Origin of the sequence: Streptococcus sp. GP0011 (assembly GCF_030546305.1) — a bacterium.
Lineage (GTDB): Bacteria > Bacillota > Bacilli > Lactobacillales > Streptococcaceae > Streptococcus.
The window spans coordinates 109198-126138 of record NZ_JAUONR010000005.1; the positions used below are offsets into that span (position 1 = coordinate 109198).

13 protein-coding genes and 1 pseudogene are annotated in these 16941 nt (G+C 41.3%); 13 read left to right on the plus strand and 1 reads right to left on the minus strand.

Going from position 1 to position 16941, the window contains the following annotated elements:
* Positions 1-90: 90 nt before the first annotated feature.
* From ruvB to Q4443_RS07095, 7 genes are all read left to right on the plus strand, one after another.
* Positions 91-1089 carry a Holliday junction branch migration DNA helicase RuvB gene (gene ruvB / locus Q4443_RS07065; protein WP_080978824.1) on the plus strand — a complete coding sequence of 333 codons (999 nt, stop codon included), beginning with the start codon at positions 91-93 and terminating at the stop codon, positions 1087-1089.
* A complete protein-coding gene (locus Q4443_RS07070; protein ID WP_049478861.1) occupies positions 1070-1654 on the plus strand; it encodes a nucleotidyltransferase family protein in 585 nt (194 codons plus the stop codon). Before ruvB ends, Q4443_RS07070 begins: the two co-directional genes overlap by 20 nt.
* Before the next feature lie 206 nt (positions 1655-1860).
* Positions 1861-2619: an isoprenyl transferase gene (locus Q4443_RS07075; protein ID WP_049478860.1), complete on the plus strand. Its 759-nt coding sequence runs from the start codon at positions 1861-1863 to the stop codon at positions 2617-2619.
* Positions 2620-2627: 8 nt separating this feature from the next.
* Positions 2628-3431, plus strand: coding sequence for a phosphatidate cytidylyltransferase (locus Q4443_RS07080; protein ID WP_049478859.1), 804 nt, complete (start codon positions 2628-2630; stop codon positions 3429-3431).
* A gap of 15 nt (positions 3432-3446) precedes the next feature.
* Positions 3447-4703: an RIP metalloprotease RseP gene (rseP, locus tag Q4443_RS07085; RefSeq protein WP_049478858.1), complete on the plus strand. Its 1257-nt coding sequence runs from the start codon at positions 3447-3449 to the stop codon at positions 4701-4703.
* A gap of 16 nt (positions 4704-4719) precedes the next feature.
* Complete coding sequence (locus Q4443_RS07090) at positions 4720-6573, plus strand: proline--tRNA ligase (protein WP_000814031.1); 1854 nt, start codon at positions 4720-4722, stop codon at positions 6571-6573.
* A gap of 108 nt (positions 6574-6681) precedes the next feature.
* Positions 6682-8061, plus strand: a complete 1380-nt coding sequence (locus Q4443_RS07095) for a glycoside hydrolase family 1 protein (RefSeq protein ID WP_303408219.1) — start codon at positions 6682-6684, stop codon at positions 8059-8061.
* A 38-nt stretch (positions 8062-8099) separates the two neighbouring features.
* On the opposite strand, the gene Q4443_RS07100 is transcribed toward Q4443_RS07095, so the two are convergent.
* Entirely contained in the window at positions 8100-8513 is a 414-nt protein-coding gene (locus Q4443_RS07100) for an EamA family transporter (protein ID WP_049519209.1), read from the minus strand.
* A gap of 215 nt (positions 8514-8728) precedes the next feature.
* Between Q4443_RS07100 and glmS the strand changes: the two genes are divergently transcribed.
* The 6 genes and pseudogenes from glmS to Q4443_RS07130 form a co-directional block, all read left to right on the plus strand.
* Positions 8729-10540 carry a glutamine--fructose-6-phosphate transaminase (isomerizing) gene (glmS, locus tag Q4443_RS07105; protein WP_049519208.1) on the plus strand — a complete coding sequence of 604 codons (1812 nt, stop codon included), beginning with the start codon at positions 8729-8731 and terminating at the stop codon, positions 10538-10540.
* 245 nt (positions 10541-10785) lie between these two features.
* Positions 10786-12561 carry a PTS mannitol-specific transporter subunit IIBC gene (locus tag Q4443_RS07110; protein ID WP_049519207.1) on the plus strand — a complete coding sequence of 592 codons (1776 nt, stop codon included), beginning with the start codon at positions 10786-10788 and terminating at the stop codon, positions 12559-12561.
* 16 nt (positions 12562-12577) lie between these two features.
* The gene (locus tag Q4443_RS07115) at positions 12578-14533 is read left to right on the plus strand and encodes a transcription antiterminator (protein ID WP_049519206.1); all 1956 of its coding nucleotides are present in this window, start codon (positions 12578-12580) and stop codon (positions 14531-14533) included.
* A gap of 1 nt (position 14534) precedes the next feature.
* A complete protein-coding gene (locus tag Q4443_RS07120) occupies positions 14535-14972 on the plus strand; it encodes a PTS sugar transporter subunit IIA (protein WP_049519205.1) in 438 nt (145 codons plus the stop codon).
* A gap of 61 nt (positions 14973-15033) precedes the next feature.
* A complete protein-coding gene (locus Q4443_RS07125; protein ID WP_049519204.1) occupies positions 15034-16170 on the plus strand; it encodes a mannitol-1-phosphate 5-dehydrogenase in 1137 nt (378 codons plus the stop codon).
* A gap of 101 nt (positions 16171-16271) precedes the next feature.
* A pseudogene (locus Q4443_RS07130) lies at positions 16272-16889 on the plus strand (SIS domain-containing protein); the annotation flags it as partial.
* Positions 16890-16941: the final 52 nt, after the last annotated feature.

Consider the following 16941-nt stretch of genomic DNA (forward strand, 5'->3'; position numbering starts at 1 on the left):
ACTTTTCTTTTTCATAATAATCTCCCTAAAGAGGCCACCCAATCAGGTGGCTTTTTTGTTTGTGGCTTGGATTTTTGATATAATAGAGCCATGAGTAGAATTTTAGATAATGAGATCATGGGGGATGAGGAGTTGGTAGAACGTACCCTCCGTCCCCAGTATTTACGTGAATATATCGGGCAGGATAAGGTCAAGGACCAGCTGCAAATCTTTATCGAAGCTGCCAAAATGCGGGATGAAGCGCTGGACCATGTGCTCTTATTTGGGCCTCCAGGTTTGGGGAAAACGACCATGGCCTTTGTCATTGCCAATGAACTGGGAGTCAATCTCAAGCAAACGTCTGGTCCTGTCATTGAAAAAGCAGGTGACTTGGTAGCGATTTTGAATGATTTGGAGCCTGGAGACGTTCTCTTTATTGACGAGATTCATCGCCTGCCCATGTCGGTGGAAGAGGTGCTTTACAGTGCCATGGAGGACTTCTACATTGATATCATGATTGGTGCTGGTGAAGGCAGTCGCAGTGTTCATTTGGACTTGCCACCATTCACCTTGATTGGTGCGACGACACGTGCGGGGATGCTTTCTAATCCTCTACGAGCACGTTTTGGGATTACGGGTCATATGGAATACTATGCCCATGCTGACTTGACGGAGATTGTTGAGCGGACAGCAGATATTTTTGAGATGGAAATCACCCATGAGGCAGCTGCCGAACTGGCCTTGCGAAGTCGGGGAACTCCTCGTATTGCTAATCGTCTCCTCAAGCGCGTGCGTGACTTTGCGCAGATTATGGGCGATGGCTTGATTGATGATGTCATTACGGATAAGGCCTTGACTATGCTGGATGTAGACCATGAAGGTTTGGACTATGTGGACCAGAAAATCCTTCGCACCATGATTGAGATGTATGGCGGCGGCCCTGTCGGTCTAGGCACTCTTTCTGTTAATATTGCCGAGGAGCGTGAGACGGTGGAGGACATGTATGAGCCCTACCTCATCCAAAAAGGTTTTATCATGCGGACACGGTCTGGACGGGTGGCAACAGCCAAGGCTTATGAACATTTGGGGTATGAATACAGTGAAAAATGAGCAAGAAGTCCTAGATAGTGTTAGAGAAAATCCTGATATGATGGCTATTCTGATCATCATCCGTAACCTTGGTCTGAAAGATTCTTGGTTGGCTGCAGGTTCAGTTAGAAATTTTATCTGGAATCTCTTGTCAGACAAATCTCCTTTTGACCGTGAAACAGATGTGGATGTGATTTTCTTTGATCCAGCTATCTCTTACGAAGATACGTTGGGTATAGAACGCAAGCTGAAAGAGAATTTTCCCCAATATCAATGGGAGTTGAAAAATCAGGTCTACATGCATCTGCACAGTTCTCACACTGCGCCCTACACGAGTTCCCGTGATGCTATGAGTAAGTATCCCGAGCGCTGTACGGCGGTAGGTCTTCGCTTGAATGAAGATTCCACTTTAGAACTCTTTGCCCCCTATGGTTTAGAGGATATTATGAACTTCCAGGTTTCCCCGACTCCTCATTTTTTAGAGAATGAGGAAAGGATGAAGCTCTATCAAGAACGCTTGTCCAAGAAAAATTGGCAAGAAAAATGGAAAAATCTGACTTTCTCAAAAAACTTAAGAAAAATTTAAGTTAGGGACGGTATACTAGGTTCATAAGTTAAGAGGAACTTAACTTAAACTCCTAAAACTTTTTCATAATAATCTCCCTATAAAACTAAGTCGCCCAATCAGGCGGCTTATTTTTTGTCTGTAAGGAGAGCTAATAACTTAGCAATAGAAGAAAATAGGGAAATATGGTATAATGAAACGATAGATTTTTGAATAGGAATAAGAACATGTTTGGATTTTTTAAGAAAGATAAAGCTGTAGAAGTCGAGGTTCCAACACAGGTTCCTGCTCATATTGGCATCATCATGGATGGGAATGGTCGTTGGGCTAAAAAACGGATGCAACCACGGGTTTTTGGTCATAAAGCAGGGATGGAAGCCCTCCAAAAAGTGACCAAGGCAGCTAACAAGATGGGAGTTAAGGTCATCACGGTTTATGCCTTTTCAACGGAAAATTGGACGCGTCCAGATCAAGAAGTCAAGTTTATCATGAACTTGCCAGTCGAATTTTATGATAACTACGTCCCTGAATTGCACGCAAATAACGTTAAGATTCAGATGATTGGGGAGACAGACCGTCTGCCTAAGCCGACTTTTGAAGCTTTGAAAAAAGCAGAGGAGTTGACTAAGAACAATACGGGCTTGATTCTCAATTTTGCGCTTAACTATGGTGGTCGTGCTGAAATTACGCAGGCTCTTAAGGGCTTGGCTCAAGATGTTCTAGATGCTAAAATAAACCCTGGTGACATCACAGAAGATATGATTGGGGACTATCTTTTTACGCAACACCTGCCAAAGGATTTGCGGGATCCTGATTTGATTATCCGTACGAGTGGTGAGTTGCGTTTGAGTAATTTCTTGCCATGGCAAGCAGCCTATAGCGAGCTTTACTTTACAGATACCTTGTGGCCTGATTTTGATGAAGTTGCTCTGCAGGAAGCTATTGCTGCCTTTAATCATCGTAATCGCCGATTTGGAGGAGTTTAGGAGAAGATATGACCAAGGATTTACAAAAGAGAACATTGTTTGCAGTATTGGCCCTGGCCATTTTCCTTCCAGTCTTGTTTGTGGGAGGACTCTTGTTGCAGATAGGCATTGGTTTGTTAGCCATGCTGGCTGTCCATGAACTCTTGCACATGAAGGGGTTAAAGACCATGACCATCGAGGGTGCCTTGACCCTCTTTGCGACCTTTGCTCTCACAATCCCCTTAGAAAATTACCTAACTTTTTTGCCAGTTGATGGGAATGTGGTTGCCTACAGCGTTTTAATTATGATTATGCTAGGGACCACCGTTTTCAGTAAAAGTTATACGATTGAAGATGCCGCTTTTCCAATTGCTGTGAGCTTTTATGTTGGTTTTGGCTTTAATGCCTTACTAGATGCTCGGGTGGCAGGTTTTGACAAGGTACTTTTGGCCCTTTTTATCGTTTGGGCGACAGATAGCGCAGCCTACCTGACAGGGATGAATTTTGGTAGACATAAGTTGGCACCAAGAGTTTCTCCTAATAAGAGTATTGAGGGCTTTGTCGGGGGTATTCTAGGTGCGGTACTGATAACGGTAATCTTCATGCTAGTGGACAGTACAGTTGCTCTTCCTTATGGGATTTATAGAATGAGTCTCTTTGCAGCCTTCTTCAGTGTGGCAGGTCAGTTTGGTGACTTGATTGAGAGTGCCATGAAACGCCATTTCGGTGTCAAGGATTCTGGAAAATTTATCCCTGGACATGGCGGTGTGTTGGATCGCTTTGACAGCATGCTGATTGTGTTTCCAATGATGCACTTATTTGGCCTGTTTTAAAGAAAGGAATATTGAATGATTGGATTGCTAACCTTTATCCTCGTTTTTGGGATTATTGTGGTGGTGCATGAGTTTGGACATTTTTATTTTGCCAAGAAATCAGGCATTCTAGTTCGTGAATTTGCCATTGGTATGGGGCCCAAGATTTTTTCCCATATCGGTAAGGATGGCACTGCTTATACAATTCGTATCCTTCCTCTAGGAGGCTATGTTCGTATGGCAGGCTGGGGTGATGATGCGACAGAAATTAAGACAGGAACTCCGGTCAGTTTAACACTTGCTGACGATGGTAAGGTCAAACGGATCAACCTCTCAGGGAAGAAGTTGGATCAAACGGCTCTTCCTATGCAGGTAACCCAGTTTGACTTTGAAGACAAGCTCTTTATCAAGGGTTTGGTCCTGGAAGAAGAAAAGACTTTTACAGTCGATCATGATGCAACGGTTGTTGAAGAAGATGGAACCGAAGTACGCATTGCCCCTTTGGATGTACAGTATCAAAATGCTTCTATCTGGGGCAAGCTCATCACCAACTTTGCAGGTCCTATGAATAACTTTATCTTAGGTGTTGTTGTTTTTTGGATCTTGATCTTTTTGCAAGGCGGTGTTAGAGATACTCAGACCAATCTCTTTCATGTCATGCCAGAGGGAGCTTTGGCTAAGGTGGGCGTAGCTGAGACAGCTCAAATCACCAAGGTCGGCTCGCATGAGGTTAAGAATTGGCAAGACTTGACCCAGGCTGTGGAAGCAGATACCAAGGACAAGACAGCCCCGACCTTGGATGTGACCATTTCTGAAAATGGTAGCGAAAAACAAGTCACGGTGACTCCAGAAGAGAATCAAGGACGTTATATTCTTGGGGTTCAACCGGGAGTCAAGTCAGACTTTCTATCCATGTTTGTTGGTGGATTTACAACTGCTGCTGACTCAGGACTTCGCATCCTTTCGGCTCTGAAAAACTTGATTTTCCATCCAGATTTGAACAAACTCGGTGGTCCCGTTGCTATTTTTAAGGCAAGTAGCGATGCTGCTAAAAATGGTCTTGAGAATGTCCTCTACTTCCTAGCTATGATTTCCATCAATATTGGAATTTTTAACTTGATTCCTATCCCGGCTTTGGATGGTGGAAAGATTGTGCTCAACATCCTAGAGGCTATCCGCCGGAAACCCCTTAAACAAGAAATTGAAACCTATGTCACCATGGCTGGTGTAGTTATCATGGTTTTCTTGATGCTAGCTGTGACCTGGAATGACATTATGCGACTCTTCTTTTAGATAATCGAGGAATATTATGAAACAAAGTAAAATGCTAATCCCAACGCTTCGCGAAATGCCAAGCGATGCTCAAGTTATCAGCCACGCCCTTATGTTGCGTGCTGGTTATGTCCGTCAAGTTTCTGCCGGTGTTTATTCTTACCTGCCACTCGCTAACCGTGTGATTGAAAAGGCTAAGAATATCATGCGCCAAGAGTTTGATAAGATTGGTGCGGTGGAGATGTTGGCTCCTGCACTTCTCAGTGCCGATCTTTGGCGTGAATCAGGTCGTTATGAAACCTATGGTGAAGACCTTTATAAACTGAAAAACCGTGAAAAGTCAGACTTTATCTTAGGTCCGACACACGAAGAAACTTTTACAGCTATTGTTCGTGACTCTGTGAAATCTTACAAGCAATTGCCACTCAACCTTTACCAAATCCAACCGAAATACCGTGATGAAAAACGTCCACGTAACGGACTTCTCCGTACGCGTGAATTTATCATGAAAGACGGCTATAGTTTCCATGCTAATTACGATAGTTTGGATGTGACTTATGACGAGTACAAGGCAGCCTATGAACGTATCTTCACTCGTAGTGGTTTGGACTTCAAGGCCATCATCGGTGATGGTGGCGCCATGGGTGGTAAGGATAGCCAAGAATTTATGGCCATTACACCAGCTCGTACAGACCTTGACCGCTGGGTTGTCTTGGACAAGTCAGTTGCCTCATTTGATGAAATTCCTGCAGAAGTGCAAGAAGAAATCAAGACAGAATTGCTCAAATGGATGGTTTCTGGTGAAGACACCATTGCCTACTCAAGTGAGTCTAGCTATGCAGCTAACTTAGAAATGGCAACAAACGAGTACAAACCAAGCAACCGTGTCGTTACGGAAGAAGAAGTAACTCGAGTGGAAACACCAGGTGTTAAATCTATTGACGAAGTCGCAACCTTCCTTAACATCCCAGAAGAACAAACAATCAAAACCCTCTTCTACATGGCAGATGGTGAGCTTGTTGCAGCCCTTCTAGTTGGAAATGACCAACTCAATGAAGTTAAGTTGAAAAACCACTTGGGAGCAGATTTCTTTGACATTGCGAGCGAGGAAGAAGTAGCAAGTGCTGTTCAAGCCGGCTTTGGTTCACTTGGCCCAGTTGGTTTGCCAGAAAATGTGAAAATCATTGCAGACCGTAAGGTACAAGATGTTCGCAATGCTGTTGTGGGGGCCAACGAAGATGGCTATCACTTGACGGGTGTGAACCCAGGTCGTGATTTCACTGCAGAATACGTGGATATCCGCGAAGTTCGTGAGGGTGAAATTTCACCAGACGGACAAGGCGTTCTTAACTTTGCCCGTGGTATCGAGATTGGTCACATCTTCAAACTCGGAACTCGCTACTCAGCAAGCATGGGTGCAGATGTTTTGGACGAAAATGGTCGTGCTGTGCCAATCATCATGGGTTGTTACGGTATCGGTGTTAGCCGTCTTCTCTCAGCAGTTATGGAACAACACGCTCGCCTCTTTGTTAACAAAACGCCTAAAGGGGAATACCGTTATGCTTGGGGAGTTAACTTTCCTAAAGAATTGGCACCATTTGATGTGCACTTGATTACTGTCAATGTCAAAGATGAAGAAGCGCAAGCCTTGACAGATAAACTTGAAGCAAGCTTGATGGGAGCTGGTTACGAAGTCTTGACAGACGACCGTAACGAACGTGTCGGAGTGAAGTTTAGCGATAGTGACTTGATTGGTCTGCCAATCCGTATCACTGTCGGGAAAAAAGCAGCCGATGGCATCGTAGAAGTTAAGATTAAGGCGACTGGTGACACCATCGAAGTTCACGCAGACAACTTGCTTGAAACGCTTGAAATCCTCAGCAAGAAATAAAATCTATAATCAGAAGAAAAACAAGCCAAAAATGTAACTAGTTTTTGCCTTGTTTTTTCTCTATAATGAGAGAAAGTAAACATTAAAATCGTAAAAAGAGGTAGTGCTATGCTAAAATTTCCAAAGGATTTTGTCTGGGGTTCCTCAACTTCTGGACCACAGACAGAAGGGCGAGTGCCTGGTGACGGAAAGGGGGATAATCTCTGGGATTATTGGTACCAAGTAGAGCCAAATCGCTACTACAATGGGATTGGACCAGATAAGACATCGACCTTCTATGAAAACTGGGAAAAAGATATCGAACTATTGTTAGAAACAGGTCATACAGCCTTTCGTACTTCCATCCAGTGGTCTCGTATTTTCCCACAGGGTCGTGGAGAGGTCAATCCTCAAGGTGTGGCTTTCTACCGTCAGGTCTTTGAAGCCATCAAGGCCAAGGGGATCCGTCTCTTAGTCAATATCTATCATTTTGACCTGCCTTTCGCCCTTCAAGAAGATGGCGATGGTTGGGAAAATAAGGCAACCATTAAAGCTTATGAAGACTATGCGCGTTTCTGTTTTGAAACTTACGGTGACTTGGTTGACCAATGGATTACATTCAATGAGCCCATCGTTCCTGTAGAATTCGGCTATTTCTATGATGCCCATTACCCTCATAAGGTGGACGCCAAAGCAGCAGTTAAGGTTGCCTACCACACACAACTAGCAAGCACTCTTGCGGTGAAGGCCTGCCATGAGGTTTTGCCTGATTCTAAGATTGGAATTGTCCTTAATTTGACACCAGACTACCCGCGTAGTCAACATCCTGCAGATGTGAAAGCCGCTCGTATTGCGGATCTCTTTCAAGCGCAGTCTTTCCTAGATCCATCTGTCTTGGGAACTTATCCAGAAGAGTTAGTAGAGATTTTAGCAGAGCATGATTTGTTACCAGAGTATACTGTTGAAGAGTTAGAACTCATTCGCGAGAATACAGTTGATTTCCTTGGAGTCAACTACTACCAACCTTTGCGCGTTATGGCGCCACGTTTTACCAAGCATCCAGACAGTCCACTCTTGCCAGAGCATTTCTATGAGCCTTACGTCATGCCGGGCCGTAAGATCAATCCTCACCGTGGTTGGGAAATCTACGAGCAGGGGATTTATGACATCGCTCAAAACATCAAGGAAAATTATGGCAATATCGAGTGGATGTTGACAGAGAATGGCATGGGTGTTGAAGGGGAAGAAAAATTCCGTCAAGATGGGATGATTCAAGATGATTACCGAATTGACTTTGTCAAAGGTCATCTTCGTGAGCTGCACCGTGCGATTGAAGACGGAGCCAACTGTAAGGGTTACTTGATTTGGACCTTTATCGACTGCTGGTCATGGCTCAATAGCTATAAAAATCGCTACGGTCTGGTTGAGCTTAACTTGGAAACGCAGGAACGACGCCTGAAGAAATCAGGCCACTGGTTCAAGGAACTAAGCGACCATAATGGATTTTAAGAATAAAAAGAGTGAGATGGTGTTCATCTCACTTTTTATTACAATATCATCACCAAGGTCCCAATCGTAATCAAGATACAGCCAATAATTGTTTTAAACGTCAGGACATCCTGTAGGAAGAAAAAGGCTAGAACGAGGGTAATGACGAGACTGAATTTATCGACAGCAGATACCTCAGTCGCATTGCCCATCTGTAGGGCCTTGTAGTAGCAGAGCCAGGAGGCGCCAGTGGCCAAGCCTGATAAGATGAGAAAGAGCCAACTTTTTCTACTGATATTGACAATTTCGGTCTGACTATTGGTCAAGAAAACCATGGCCCAGGCCATAAGAATGACGACGGCTGTACGAATAGCGGTTGCTAGATTGGATGGAACTCCTTCAATCCCAATCTTGGCTAAAATTGACGTTAAGGCTGCAAAGATAGCTGATAAAAGTGCGAAGAAAAACCACATAGCAAATACCTCCTCCCCTTATTATAAGTAATTGATGCCGACTTGTCAGGTATCAAGTGAAATCTTGATAAAATACTAGATAGAAAAACTATACCAATTTTTATTCTTGACAAGTGAGAAAAACAAGTATATACTGTCTTTACTGATTCTGTAAATGGAAAATCAGACTATACCAATTTAAGGAGAAAGCACAGCTAGTCTGTGTCGTATATACTATGTGTGGAATTGTTGGTGTTGTTGGAAGCACAAATGCAACTGATATTTTGATTCAAGGGCTTGAAAAGCTCGAATACCGTGGTTATGATTCTGCGGGGATTTTTGTCCTAGGTGGTGCTGAAAATCATCTAGTCAAGGCTGTTGGTCGTATCGCAGAATTGTCTGCTAAAACTACTGGTGTTGAGGGAATAACTGGTATCGGTCATACGCGTTGGGCGACTCATGGGAAACCAACGGAAGACAATGCTCACCCACATCGCTCTGAGACTGGACGTTTTGTCTTGGTGCACAATGGAGTGATTGAAAACTACCTTGAAATCAAGGAAGAATACCTTGCAGGTCACCACTTTAAGGGGCAAACAGATACGGAAATCGCTGTTCACTTGATTGGGAAATTTGTTGAAGAAGATGGTTTGTCAGTTCTTGAAGCCTTCAAAAAAGCCCTTCATATCATCCGTGGTTCTTATGCCTTTGCTTTGGTGGATTCAGAAGATGCAGATGTTATCTATGTTGCTAAAAATAAATCTCCACTACTAGTCGGGCTTGGTGAAGGCTACAATATGGTCTGCTCGGATGCTATGGCCATGATTCGCGAGACAAGTCAGTTTATGGAAATTCATGACCAAGAGCTGGTTATTGTCCGTAAAGACAGTGTGGAAGTGCAGGATTATGACGGGCATACTCTGGAGCGTGAAAGCTACACTGCTGAGCTAGATCTGTCCGATATCGGTAAGGGGACTTATCCATACTATATGCTCAAAGAAATCGATGAACAGCCAACTGTGATGCGTAAGCTAATCAACACATACTCTGATGAGAATCAACAGATGGTTGTGGATCCTGAGATTGTTAAAGCGGTTCAGGAGGCAGATCGAATTTATATCATTGCAGCTGGAACTTCTTATAATGCAGGTTATGCTTCTAAAATGATGCTAGAAGAATTAACTGATACGCCTGTGGAATTGGGTATTGCATCTGAATGGGGTTATGCTATGCCGCTACTGAGCAAAAAACCAATGTTTATTTTGCTTAGTCAGTCAGGTGAAACTGCTGATAGTCGTCAAGTTTTAGTAAAAGCTAATGAAATGGGAATTCCAAGTTTAACTGTAACTAATGTTGCAGGCTCTACACTATCTCGTGAAGCAACTTATACTATGTTATTGCATGCTGGTCCAGAAATTGCTGTAGCTTCAACTAAGGCTTATACAGGACAAGTGGCGACATTAGCATTTCTTGCTAAGGCAGTTGGTGAAGCTAATGGGAATGAAAAAGCTAAAAAGTTTGATTTAGTGCGTGAACTTTCAATTGTAGCTCAGTCTATTGAGTCTACACTTTCAGAGAAAGAATTGATTGAAGAAAAGGTTAGAGGACTCTTAGAAACAACTCGTAATGCTTTCTACATTGGACGTGGTCAGGACTACTATGTAGTTATGGAGGCTAGCCTAAAACTTAAGGAAATTTCTTATATTCAGTGTGAAGGTTTTGCGGCAGGAGAACTTAAACATGGAACTATATCTTTAATTGAGGATGGTACACCTGTTATTGCCTTAATTTCTGACAATCCAACCGTCGCTTCTCATACTCGTGGTAATATTTCTGAAGTAGTAGCTCGTGGAGCTAATGCTCTAACTATTGTGGAAGAAGGAATAGAAAAAGAAGGTGATGACATTATTATTAATAAAGTTCATCCATATCTATCTAGTATTTCTATGGTTATTCCTACTCAATTGATTGCTTACTATGCTTCACTTCACCGTGGACTGGATGTAGATAAACCACGTAATTTGGCTAAGGCTGTTACAGTTGAATAATAAATAGATGAACAATAGGCGTAAGACTGGGAGGGTTATCTCTTAGATTTTACAGCCTATTTTTAATAACTCATAATTTGAATTTTTGATGCGGTTTTCGGTACATTTTGTTTTGTAATATGGTATAAAAAAAGAATTTTGTAACAAAAGTTGATTTTTTTGGCACAAAATCTGTGACAAAGCTTTAGTTTTAAGCGTTTTCATTTTTGTATATACTAGATTTAAAGAAAAGGAGGAAAATCCTAATGGAAGAAAAAGTATCTTTGAAAGTTAGAGTTCAAAAACTGGGAACATCACTTTCAAACATGGTTATGCCCAATATTGGAGCTTTTATTGCTTGGGGAGTGTTAACTGCCCTCTTCATTCCTGATGGCTATCTACCAAATGAACAATTGGCTGCCATTGTTGGTCCTATGTTGACTTATCTACTGCCGACTCTAATTGGTTATACAGGTGGTTATGTAATTTATGGACAACGTGGTGCCGTCGTAGGGGCTATTGCTACTGTTGGTGCAATTACAGGTTCTAGTGTTCCAATGTTTATCGGAGCTATGGTAATGGGACCACTGGGAGGATGGACTATCAAGAAATTTGATGAGAAGTTCCAGGAAAAAATTCGTCCCGGCTTTGAAATGTTAGTTAATAACTTCTCAGCTGGTCTAGTTGGTTTTGCATTATTGCTTTTGGCTTTTTACGCAATCGGTCCAGTCGTATCGACTCTTACTGGAGCTGTTGGAAATGGTGTTGAGGCTATTGTCAATGCTAAACTCCTACCTTTGGCAAACATTATTATCGAACCAGCAAAGGTACTTTTCCTTAATAATGCTCTTAATCATGGAATCTTTACACCTCTGGGAGCTGAGCAAGTATCTCAAGCTGGTAAATCTGTTCTCTTCCTCTTAGAGGCTAATCCTGGACCAGGTCTAGGTATCCTCTTGGCTTACGCCTTGTTTGGTAAAGGTTCTGCGAAATCTTCTTCTTGGGGAGCAATGGTTATCCATTTCTTCGGTGGTATCCATGAAATATACTTCCCTTATGTTATGATGAAGCCAGCTCTTTTCCTAGCTGCGATTGCTGGAGGTGTGTCAGGTACCTTTACATTCCAATTTTTAGATGCTGGTCTTAAATCTCCAGCTTCTCCAGGATCTATCATTGCGATTATGGCTATGGCTCCAAAAGGTGTGTGGCCTCATCTTAATGTCCTGCTTGGGGTATTAGTGGGAGCAATTGTCTCCTTCCTTGTAGCAGCTCTTATCCTACGTGCAGATAAGTCGACTGATGATTCGTTAGAAGCTGCTCAAGCTGCTACTCAAGCCGCTAAGGCTAAATCTAAGGGGCAAGTAGTTCCAGTTGCTGTAGATACAAACATTTCAAGAGATTCAGTAGAGAAAATTATTTTTGCCTGTGATGCTGGCATGGGGAGTTCTGCGATGGGAGCAAGTATTCTTCGTGATAAGGTTAAAAAAGCAGGTCTTGGAATTCCAGTATCTAATCAGGCTATCTCAAATTTGGTTGATATACCAAAAACATTGATTGTTACTCAGGAAGAACTGACACCAAGAGCTAAAGGCAAGAGTCCAAGTGCTATTCATGTTTCTGTCGATAATTTCTTAGCGTCCCCTCGTTATGATGAAATTGTAGCTTCATTAACAGGAGCTGCTCCAATAGCAGAAATTGAAGGAGATATACCAACTTCAGCACCAGTAGATGGTCAGGAAATTGACCTTAACCATATTGATGCTGTAGTAGTTGCTTATGGTAAAGCACAAGGATCTGCAACTATGGGCTGTGAAACGATTCGGGCTATCTTTAGAAACAAGAATATTCGTATTCCAGTTTCTACTGCCAAAATTTCAGAATTAGGTGAATTTAATTCTAAAAACATAATGATTGTAACAACTATTGCTTTACAGGCAGAAGTGCAGCAAGCAGCACCGAATTCTCAATTTCTTATTGTGGATAGTTTAGTAACAACACCAGAATATGATAAAATGGTTGCTAGAATGTATAAATTTAACTAGAGGTTTCTAAATTAGAATGCTATTAACCAAACGAGAAGAACAATTATTGAAGGCTTTCCTACATGTAGGGAAGCTTTCAATGCAAGACATGACTGAAATCTTACAGGTCTCATCTAGAACAATTTATCGGACTTTATCAGATTTGACAGATAGCATAGAGCAATATGGGATTGAAATAGCGAAGCGTGGGAAATACTATATTTTGACTGGCGAACTGGACGATCTACCGACAGAACTTGAAGTGTTAGTTGAGTATAGTCCCCAAGAAAGACAAGAGTTGATTACTTATCGCCTTCTAACTGAGAATGGTTTTGTCACCAATGAAGCCTTGCAAGAGTGCATGAAAGTCAGTAATGTAACTATTATTCAGGATATTTCAGATATTGATAAGCGTCTTTTAGACTTTGATCTGAAAATTGAACGGCAAAAGGGGTATCGCATTTCTGGTGATTCAGTTAGTAAGAGAAGATTTTTGGCTATTTTACTTACAAACTGTATCTCAGTAGCAGATTTTTCAACCGGTAATTTTGGGAGCTTTAATATTATAGAAGCAGATAGAACTAGGCTGGCCAGTCAGATTGTTAATAAGCAACTGTCAGGTTTTCCAGATATGGATGCTAGGATGAAGATGTTTTTTGCGATCTTGTTATCTCTTATAGGTCAGGAACAAAACATTGAAAATTTGCCTAATACTAGTAAGCAAGCTTTGGAAATTTCTCAAAAAATTTTTCAAGCTTACTCTAAGCAGACTGAGCAATTTTATAGTATTCAGGAAATTATCTATTTTGCTAGCATCTTGGATGAATTAATCATTAAACGTCAGGAAAATCCGCTCTTTACGGAGAAATTTGATGGTGAATTTTTCTACAATATTTCAAATCTGATTGATACGGTTTCTATGTACACCAAGATTGACTTTTTTAAGGACAAGGTTTTATTTAATTTTCTTTTCCATCATATTCGACTCAGTTTAGGCGTCCCAATCCTTTTTCAGGGTGAAAATTTGCCAGAATCTGTCCAGCTTTTAGTTGAAAGGAATAAATTTCTTTATACAGTCATTAGTCTTTTGGTGAATGATATTTTTCCGAAATATCTTCATACAGAGTATGAGTATGGCATGATTGCCCTGCATTTTATCTCTAGCTTAGGCCGTAGTCCAGAGATTTATCCAGTCCGTATTTTGCTTTTAACGGACGAACGTCGGGTCACTAGAGATTTGTTAGTCAGTAAAATTAAGAGTGTTGCTCCTTTTGTAGAGTGTATAGATATTCAGTTTCTAGTAGATTACCACAGTATTGATCTCAGTCAGTATGATTATATTTTATCTACCAAGCCGCTGCCTAATCAGGAAATCGATGTAATTTCTAGTTTTCCAACCGTCAAGGAATTGCTTGAATTGCAGGAACGGCTTCAGTATGTACAGGCACATCGTACAATTGTCGCGCGTGATGCTATCGCCCCAGAGAAAAGTTATGACTTGCAAGATTATTTGATATCTAGCAGTCAACTTTTGAGTCAATTTGAATTGGTTCAACTGGAGAATAATCAATCATTTGAGCATACAGTAGAACAAATTATCCAATATCAGAAGAATGTAAGTGACAGAAATTACCTAACAAGAAAACTGCTATCTCACTTCCAGAATAGTCCTATGGCTATTCCTAATACTGGTCTGGTGCTTTTACATAGTCAGTCTAGCAAAGTAACAACAAATAGTTTTACTATGTTTGAACTCAAACTACCTATCTCTGCATTGTCAATGAAACGAGAGAAAGAAGAGGTCAAAAGGTGTCTGTTAATGCTAATGTCTAAAGAGGCTAGCGAGGAAGTGAGAGATTTAATGACAGCTATCAGTCAGTCGATTATTGAAAATCATCTTTATACAGAGATTTACAAGACGGGAAATCAATCCATTATTTATCAGATGCTAAATACTATTTTTAACGAAAAAATTAAGAAATTGGAGAACTAATATGAAACTTGAAAAACATTTGATTAAGCTTGATAAACAATTTTCTAACAAGGAGGAAGCTATCCGTTATTGTGGGCAAGTTCTTTATGAGGGTGGATATGTTAATGAAAACTATATTGAAGCCATGATTGAGCGTGATAAAGAGCTATCTGTTTATATGGGTAACTTTATCGCCATACCGCATGGAACAGATGCAGCGAAAAAGGATGTCCTCAAGTCTGGTATTACAGTCGTTCAAGTCCCAAGAGGGGTTGATTTTGGGAATGAATCTAACACTCAAGTGGCAACGGTTCTTTTTGGTATTGCTGGTATTGGTAATGAACACTTAGAAATTATTCAGAAAATTTCTATCTTCTGTGCAGATGTAGATAATGTTCTTAAACTAGCAGATGCTCAGTCAGAAGAGCAAGTATTGCGCTTACTTGATGCTGTTGAATAATTGAATTTCTTCATTTGTCATCTAGTATATATGTCACTCAAACAAGAAAAGGAGAAATTCAATGAAACATGCTGTTCATTTTGGTGCCGGCAATATCGGTCGAGGTTTTATAGGCGAAATTCTATTCAAAAATGGTTTTCATATTGACTTTGTGGATGTCAATAATCAGATAATTCATGCTCTAAATGAAAAGAGCAAGTATGAAATTGAAATTGCACAGGAAGGACAGCCCCGCATAGAGATAGCTAATGTGGCTGGCATTAATAGTAAGGAACATCCTGAGCAAGTTATTGAAGCGATTCAAAAGGCGAATATCGTTACTACTGCAATCGGACCTAATATACTCCCTTTTATCGCTGAACTTCTAGCTAAGGGAATAGAAGCTCGACGGGCTGCAGGAAATACGCAAGCATTGGATGTTATGGCTTGTGAAAATATGATTGGTGGTTCTCAATTTCTTTATCAAGAAGTCAAGAAACATTTAAGTCCGGAAGGTTTGACATTTGCTGAGAACTGCATAGGTTTTCCAAATGCTGCAGTAGACAGGATTGTTCCAGCACAAAGTCACGAAGATCCTCTTTTTGTTGTGGTCGAGCCCTTTAATGAATGGGTTGTGGAAACTAAGCGTCTTAAAAATCCAGATTTACGTCTAGAAGATGTGCATTATGAAGAAGATTTAGAACCTTTTATTGAGCGAAAACTTTTTTCAGTCAATTCTGGACATGCAACTTCAGCTTACATTGGTGCACATTATGGTGCCAAGACAATTTTGGAAGCTCTTCAGAATCCTGCTATCAAGTCTCAGATTGAATCCGTTTTAGCTGAAATTCGGAGTCTCTTGATTGCCAAATGGAACTTTGATAAAAAAGAATTGGAGAATTATCACAAAGTCATTATAGAACGGTTTGAAAATCCTTTCATAGTGGATGAGGTTAGTCGAGTAGCTCGTACTCCAATCCGAAAATTAGGCTATAATGAGCGATTCATCCGGCCGATACGTGAATTGAAAGAACTCGGTTTGTCATATGAAAACCTACTTAAAACAGTTGGCTATGTCTTTGACTATCGAGATGTAAATGATGAAGAAAGTGTTCGATTAGGTGAATTGCTGGCTAAACAATCAGTCAAAGATGTTGTTATACAAGTTACAGGTTTAGAAGACCAAGAATTGATTGATCAAATTGTAGAGTATATTTAATCTTTTTCGAAAATCTCTTCAAACCACGTCAGCTTCACCTTGCTGTAAGTATGGTTACTGACTTCGTCAGTTCTATCCACAACCTCAAAACACTGTTTTGAGCAACCAAGGCCTATACAGCACAAATCGCAGCACTTGCCTTCCTTGCAAAAGCTGTCGGAGAAGCAAACGGCAATGCCAAAGCGCAAGCCTTTGACCTGGTTCATGAGTTGTCAATCGTAGCTCAGTCTATCGAATCAACTCTTTCTGAGAAAGAAAACATTGATGCCAAGGTTCGAGAGCTTCTTGAAACAACTCGCAACGCTTTTTACATTGGACGTGGTCAAGACTACTATGTAGCCATGGAAGCCAGTCTCAAACTCAAAGAGATTTCTTACATCCAATGTGAAGGCTTTGCGGCAGGAGAACTCAAGCACGGAACCATTGCCTTGATTGAAGAGGGGACACCTGTCTTGGCCCTCTTGTCAGATCCAGTCCTTGCTAACCACACTCGTGGAAATATCCAGGAGGTCGCAGCCCGTGGTGCTAAGGTACTTACAATCGCAGAAGAAAATGTTGCCAAAGAGACAGATGATATCGTTCTTACGACTGTCCACCCTTACCTCTCACCAATCTCAATGGTCGTACCAACGCAATTGGTCGCTTACTTTGCAACCCTCCACCGTGGACTCGATGTGGACAAACCACGTAACCTTGCTAAGTCAGTAACAGTAGAATAAACCAAGAAAGTCTAGTTCATCTAGGCTTTTTCTAATGAGCAAATCCATTGAA

Coding starts and splice junctions, on each gene's coding strand:
- Q4443_RS07080 (WP_049478859.1), top strand. CDS start 2,628: ATGACCAAGGATTTACAAAAGAGAACATTGTTTGCAGTATTGGCCCTG.
- Q4443_RS07095 (WP_303408219.1), top strand. CDS start 6,682: ATGCTAAAATTTCCAAAGGATTTTGTCTGGGGTTCCTCAACTTCTGGA.
- Q4443_RS07070 (WP_049478861.1), top strand. CDS start 1,070: ATGAATACAGTGAAAAATGAGCAAGAAGTCCTAGATAGTGTTAGAGAA.
- Q4443_RS07100 (WP_049519209.1), bottom strand. CDS start 8,513: ATGTGGTTTTTCTTCGCACTTTTATCAGCTATCTTTGCAGCCTTAACG.
- Q4443_RS07090 (WP_000814031.1), top strand. CDS start 4,720: ATGAAACAAAGTAAAATGCTAATCCCAACGCTTCGCGAAATGCCAAGC.
- Q4443_RS07125 (WP_049519204.1), top strand. CDS start 15,034: ATGAAACATGCTGTTCATTTTGGTGCCGGCAATATCGGTCGAGGTTTT.
- Q4443_RS07120 (WP_049519205.1), top strand. CDS start 14,535: ATGAAACTTGAAAAACATTTGATTAAGCTTGATAAACAATTTTCTAAC.
- Q4443_RS07075 (WP_049478860.1), top strand. CDS start 1,861: ATGTTTGGATTTTTTAAGAAAGATAAAGCTGTAGAAGTCGAGGTTCCA.
- Q4443_RS07110 (WP_049519207.1), top strand. CDS start 10,786: ATGGAAGAAAAAGTATCTTTGAAAGTTAGAGTTCAAAAACTGGGAACA.
- ruvB (WP_080978824.1), top strand. CDS start 91: ATGAGTAGAATTTTAGATAATGAGATCATGGGGGATGAGGAGTTGGTA.
- rseP (WP_049478858.1), top strand. CDS start 3,447: ATGATTGGATTGCTAACCTTTATCCTCGTTTTTGGGATTATTGTGGTG.
- glmS (WP_049519208.1), top strand. CDS start 8,729: ATGTGTGGAATTGTTGGTGTTGTTGGAAGCACAAATGCAACTGATATT.
- Q4443_RS07115 (WP_049519206.1), top strand. CDS start 12,578: ATGCTATTAACCAAACGAGAAGAACAATTATTGAAGGCTTTCCTACAT.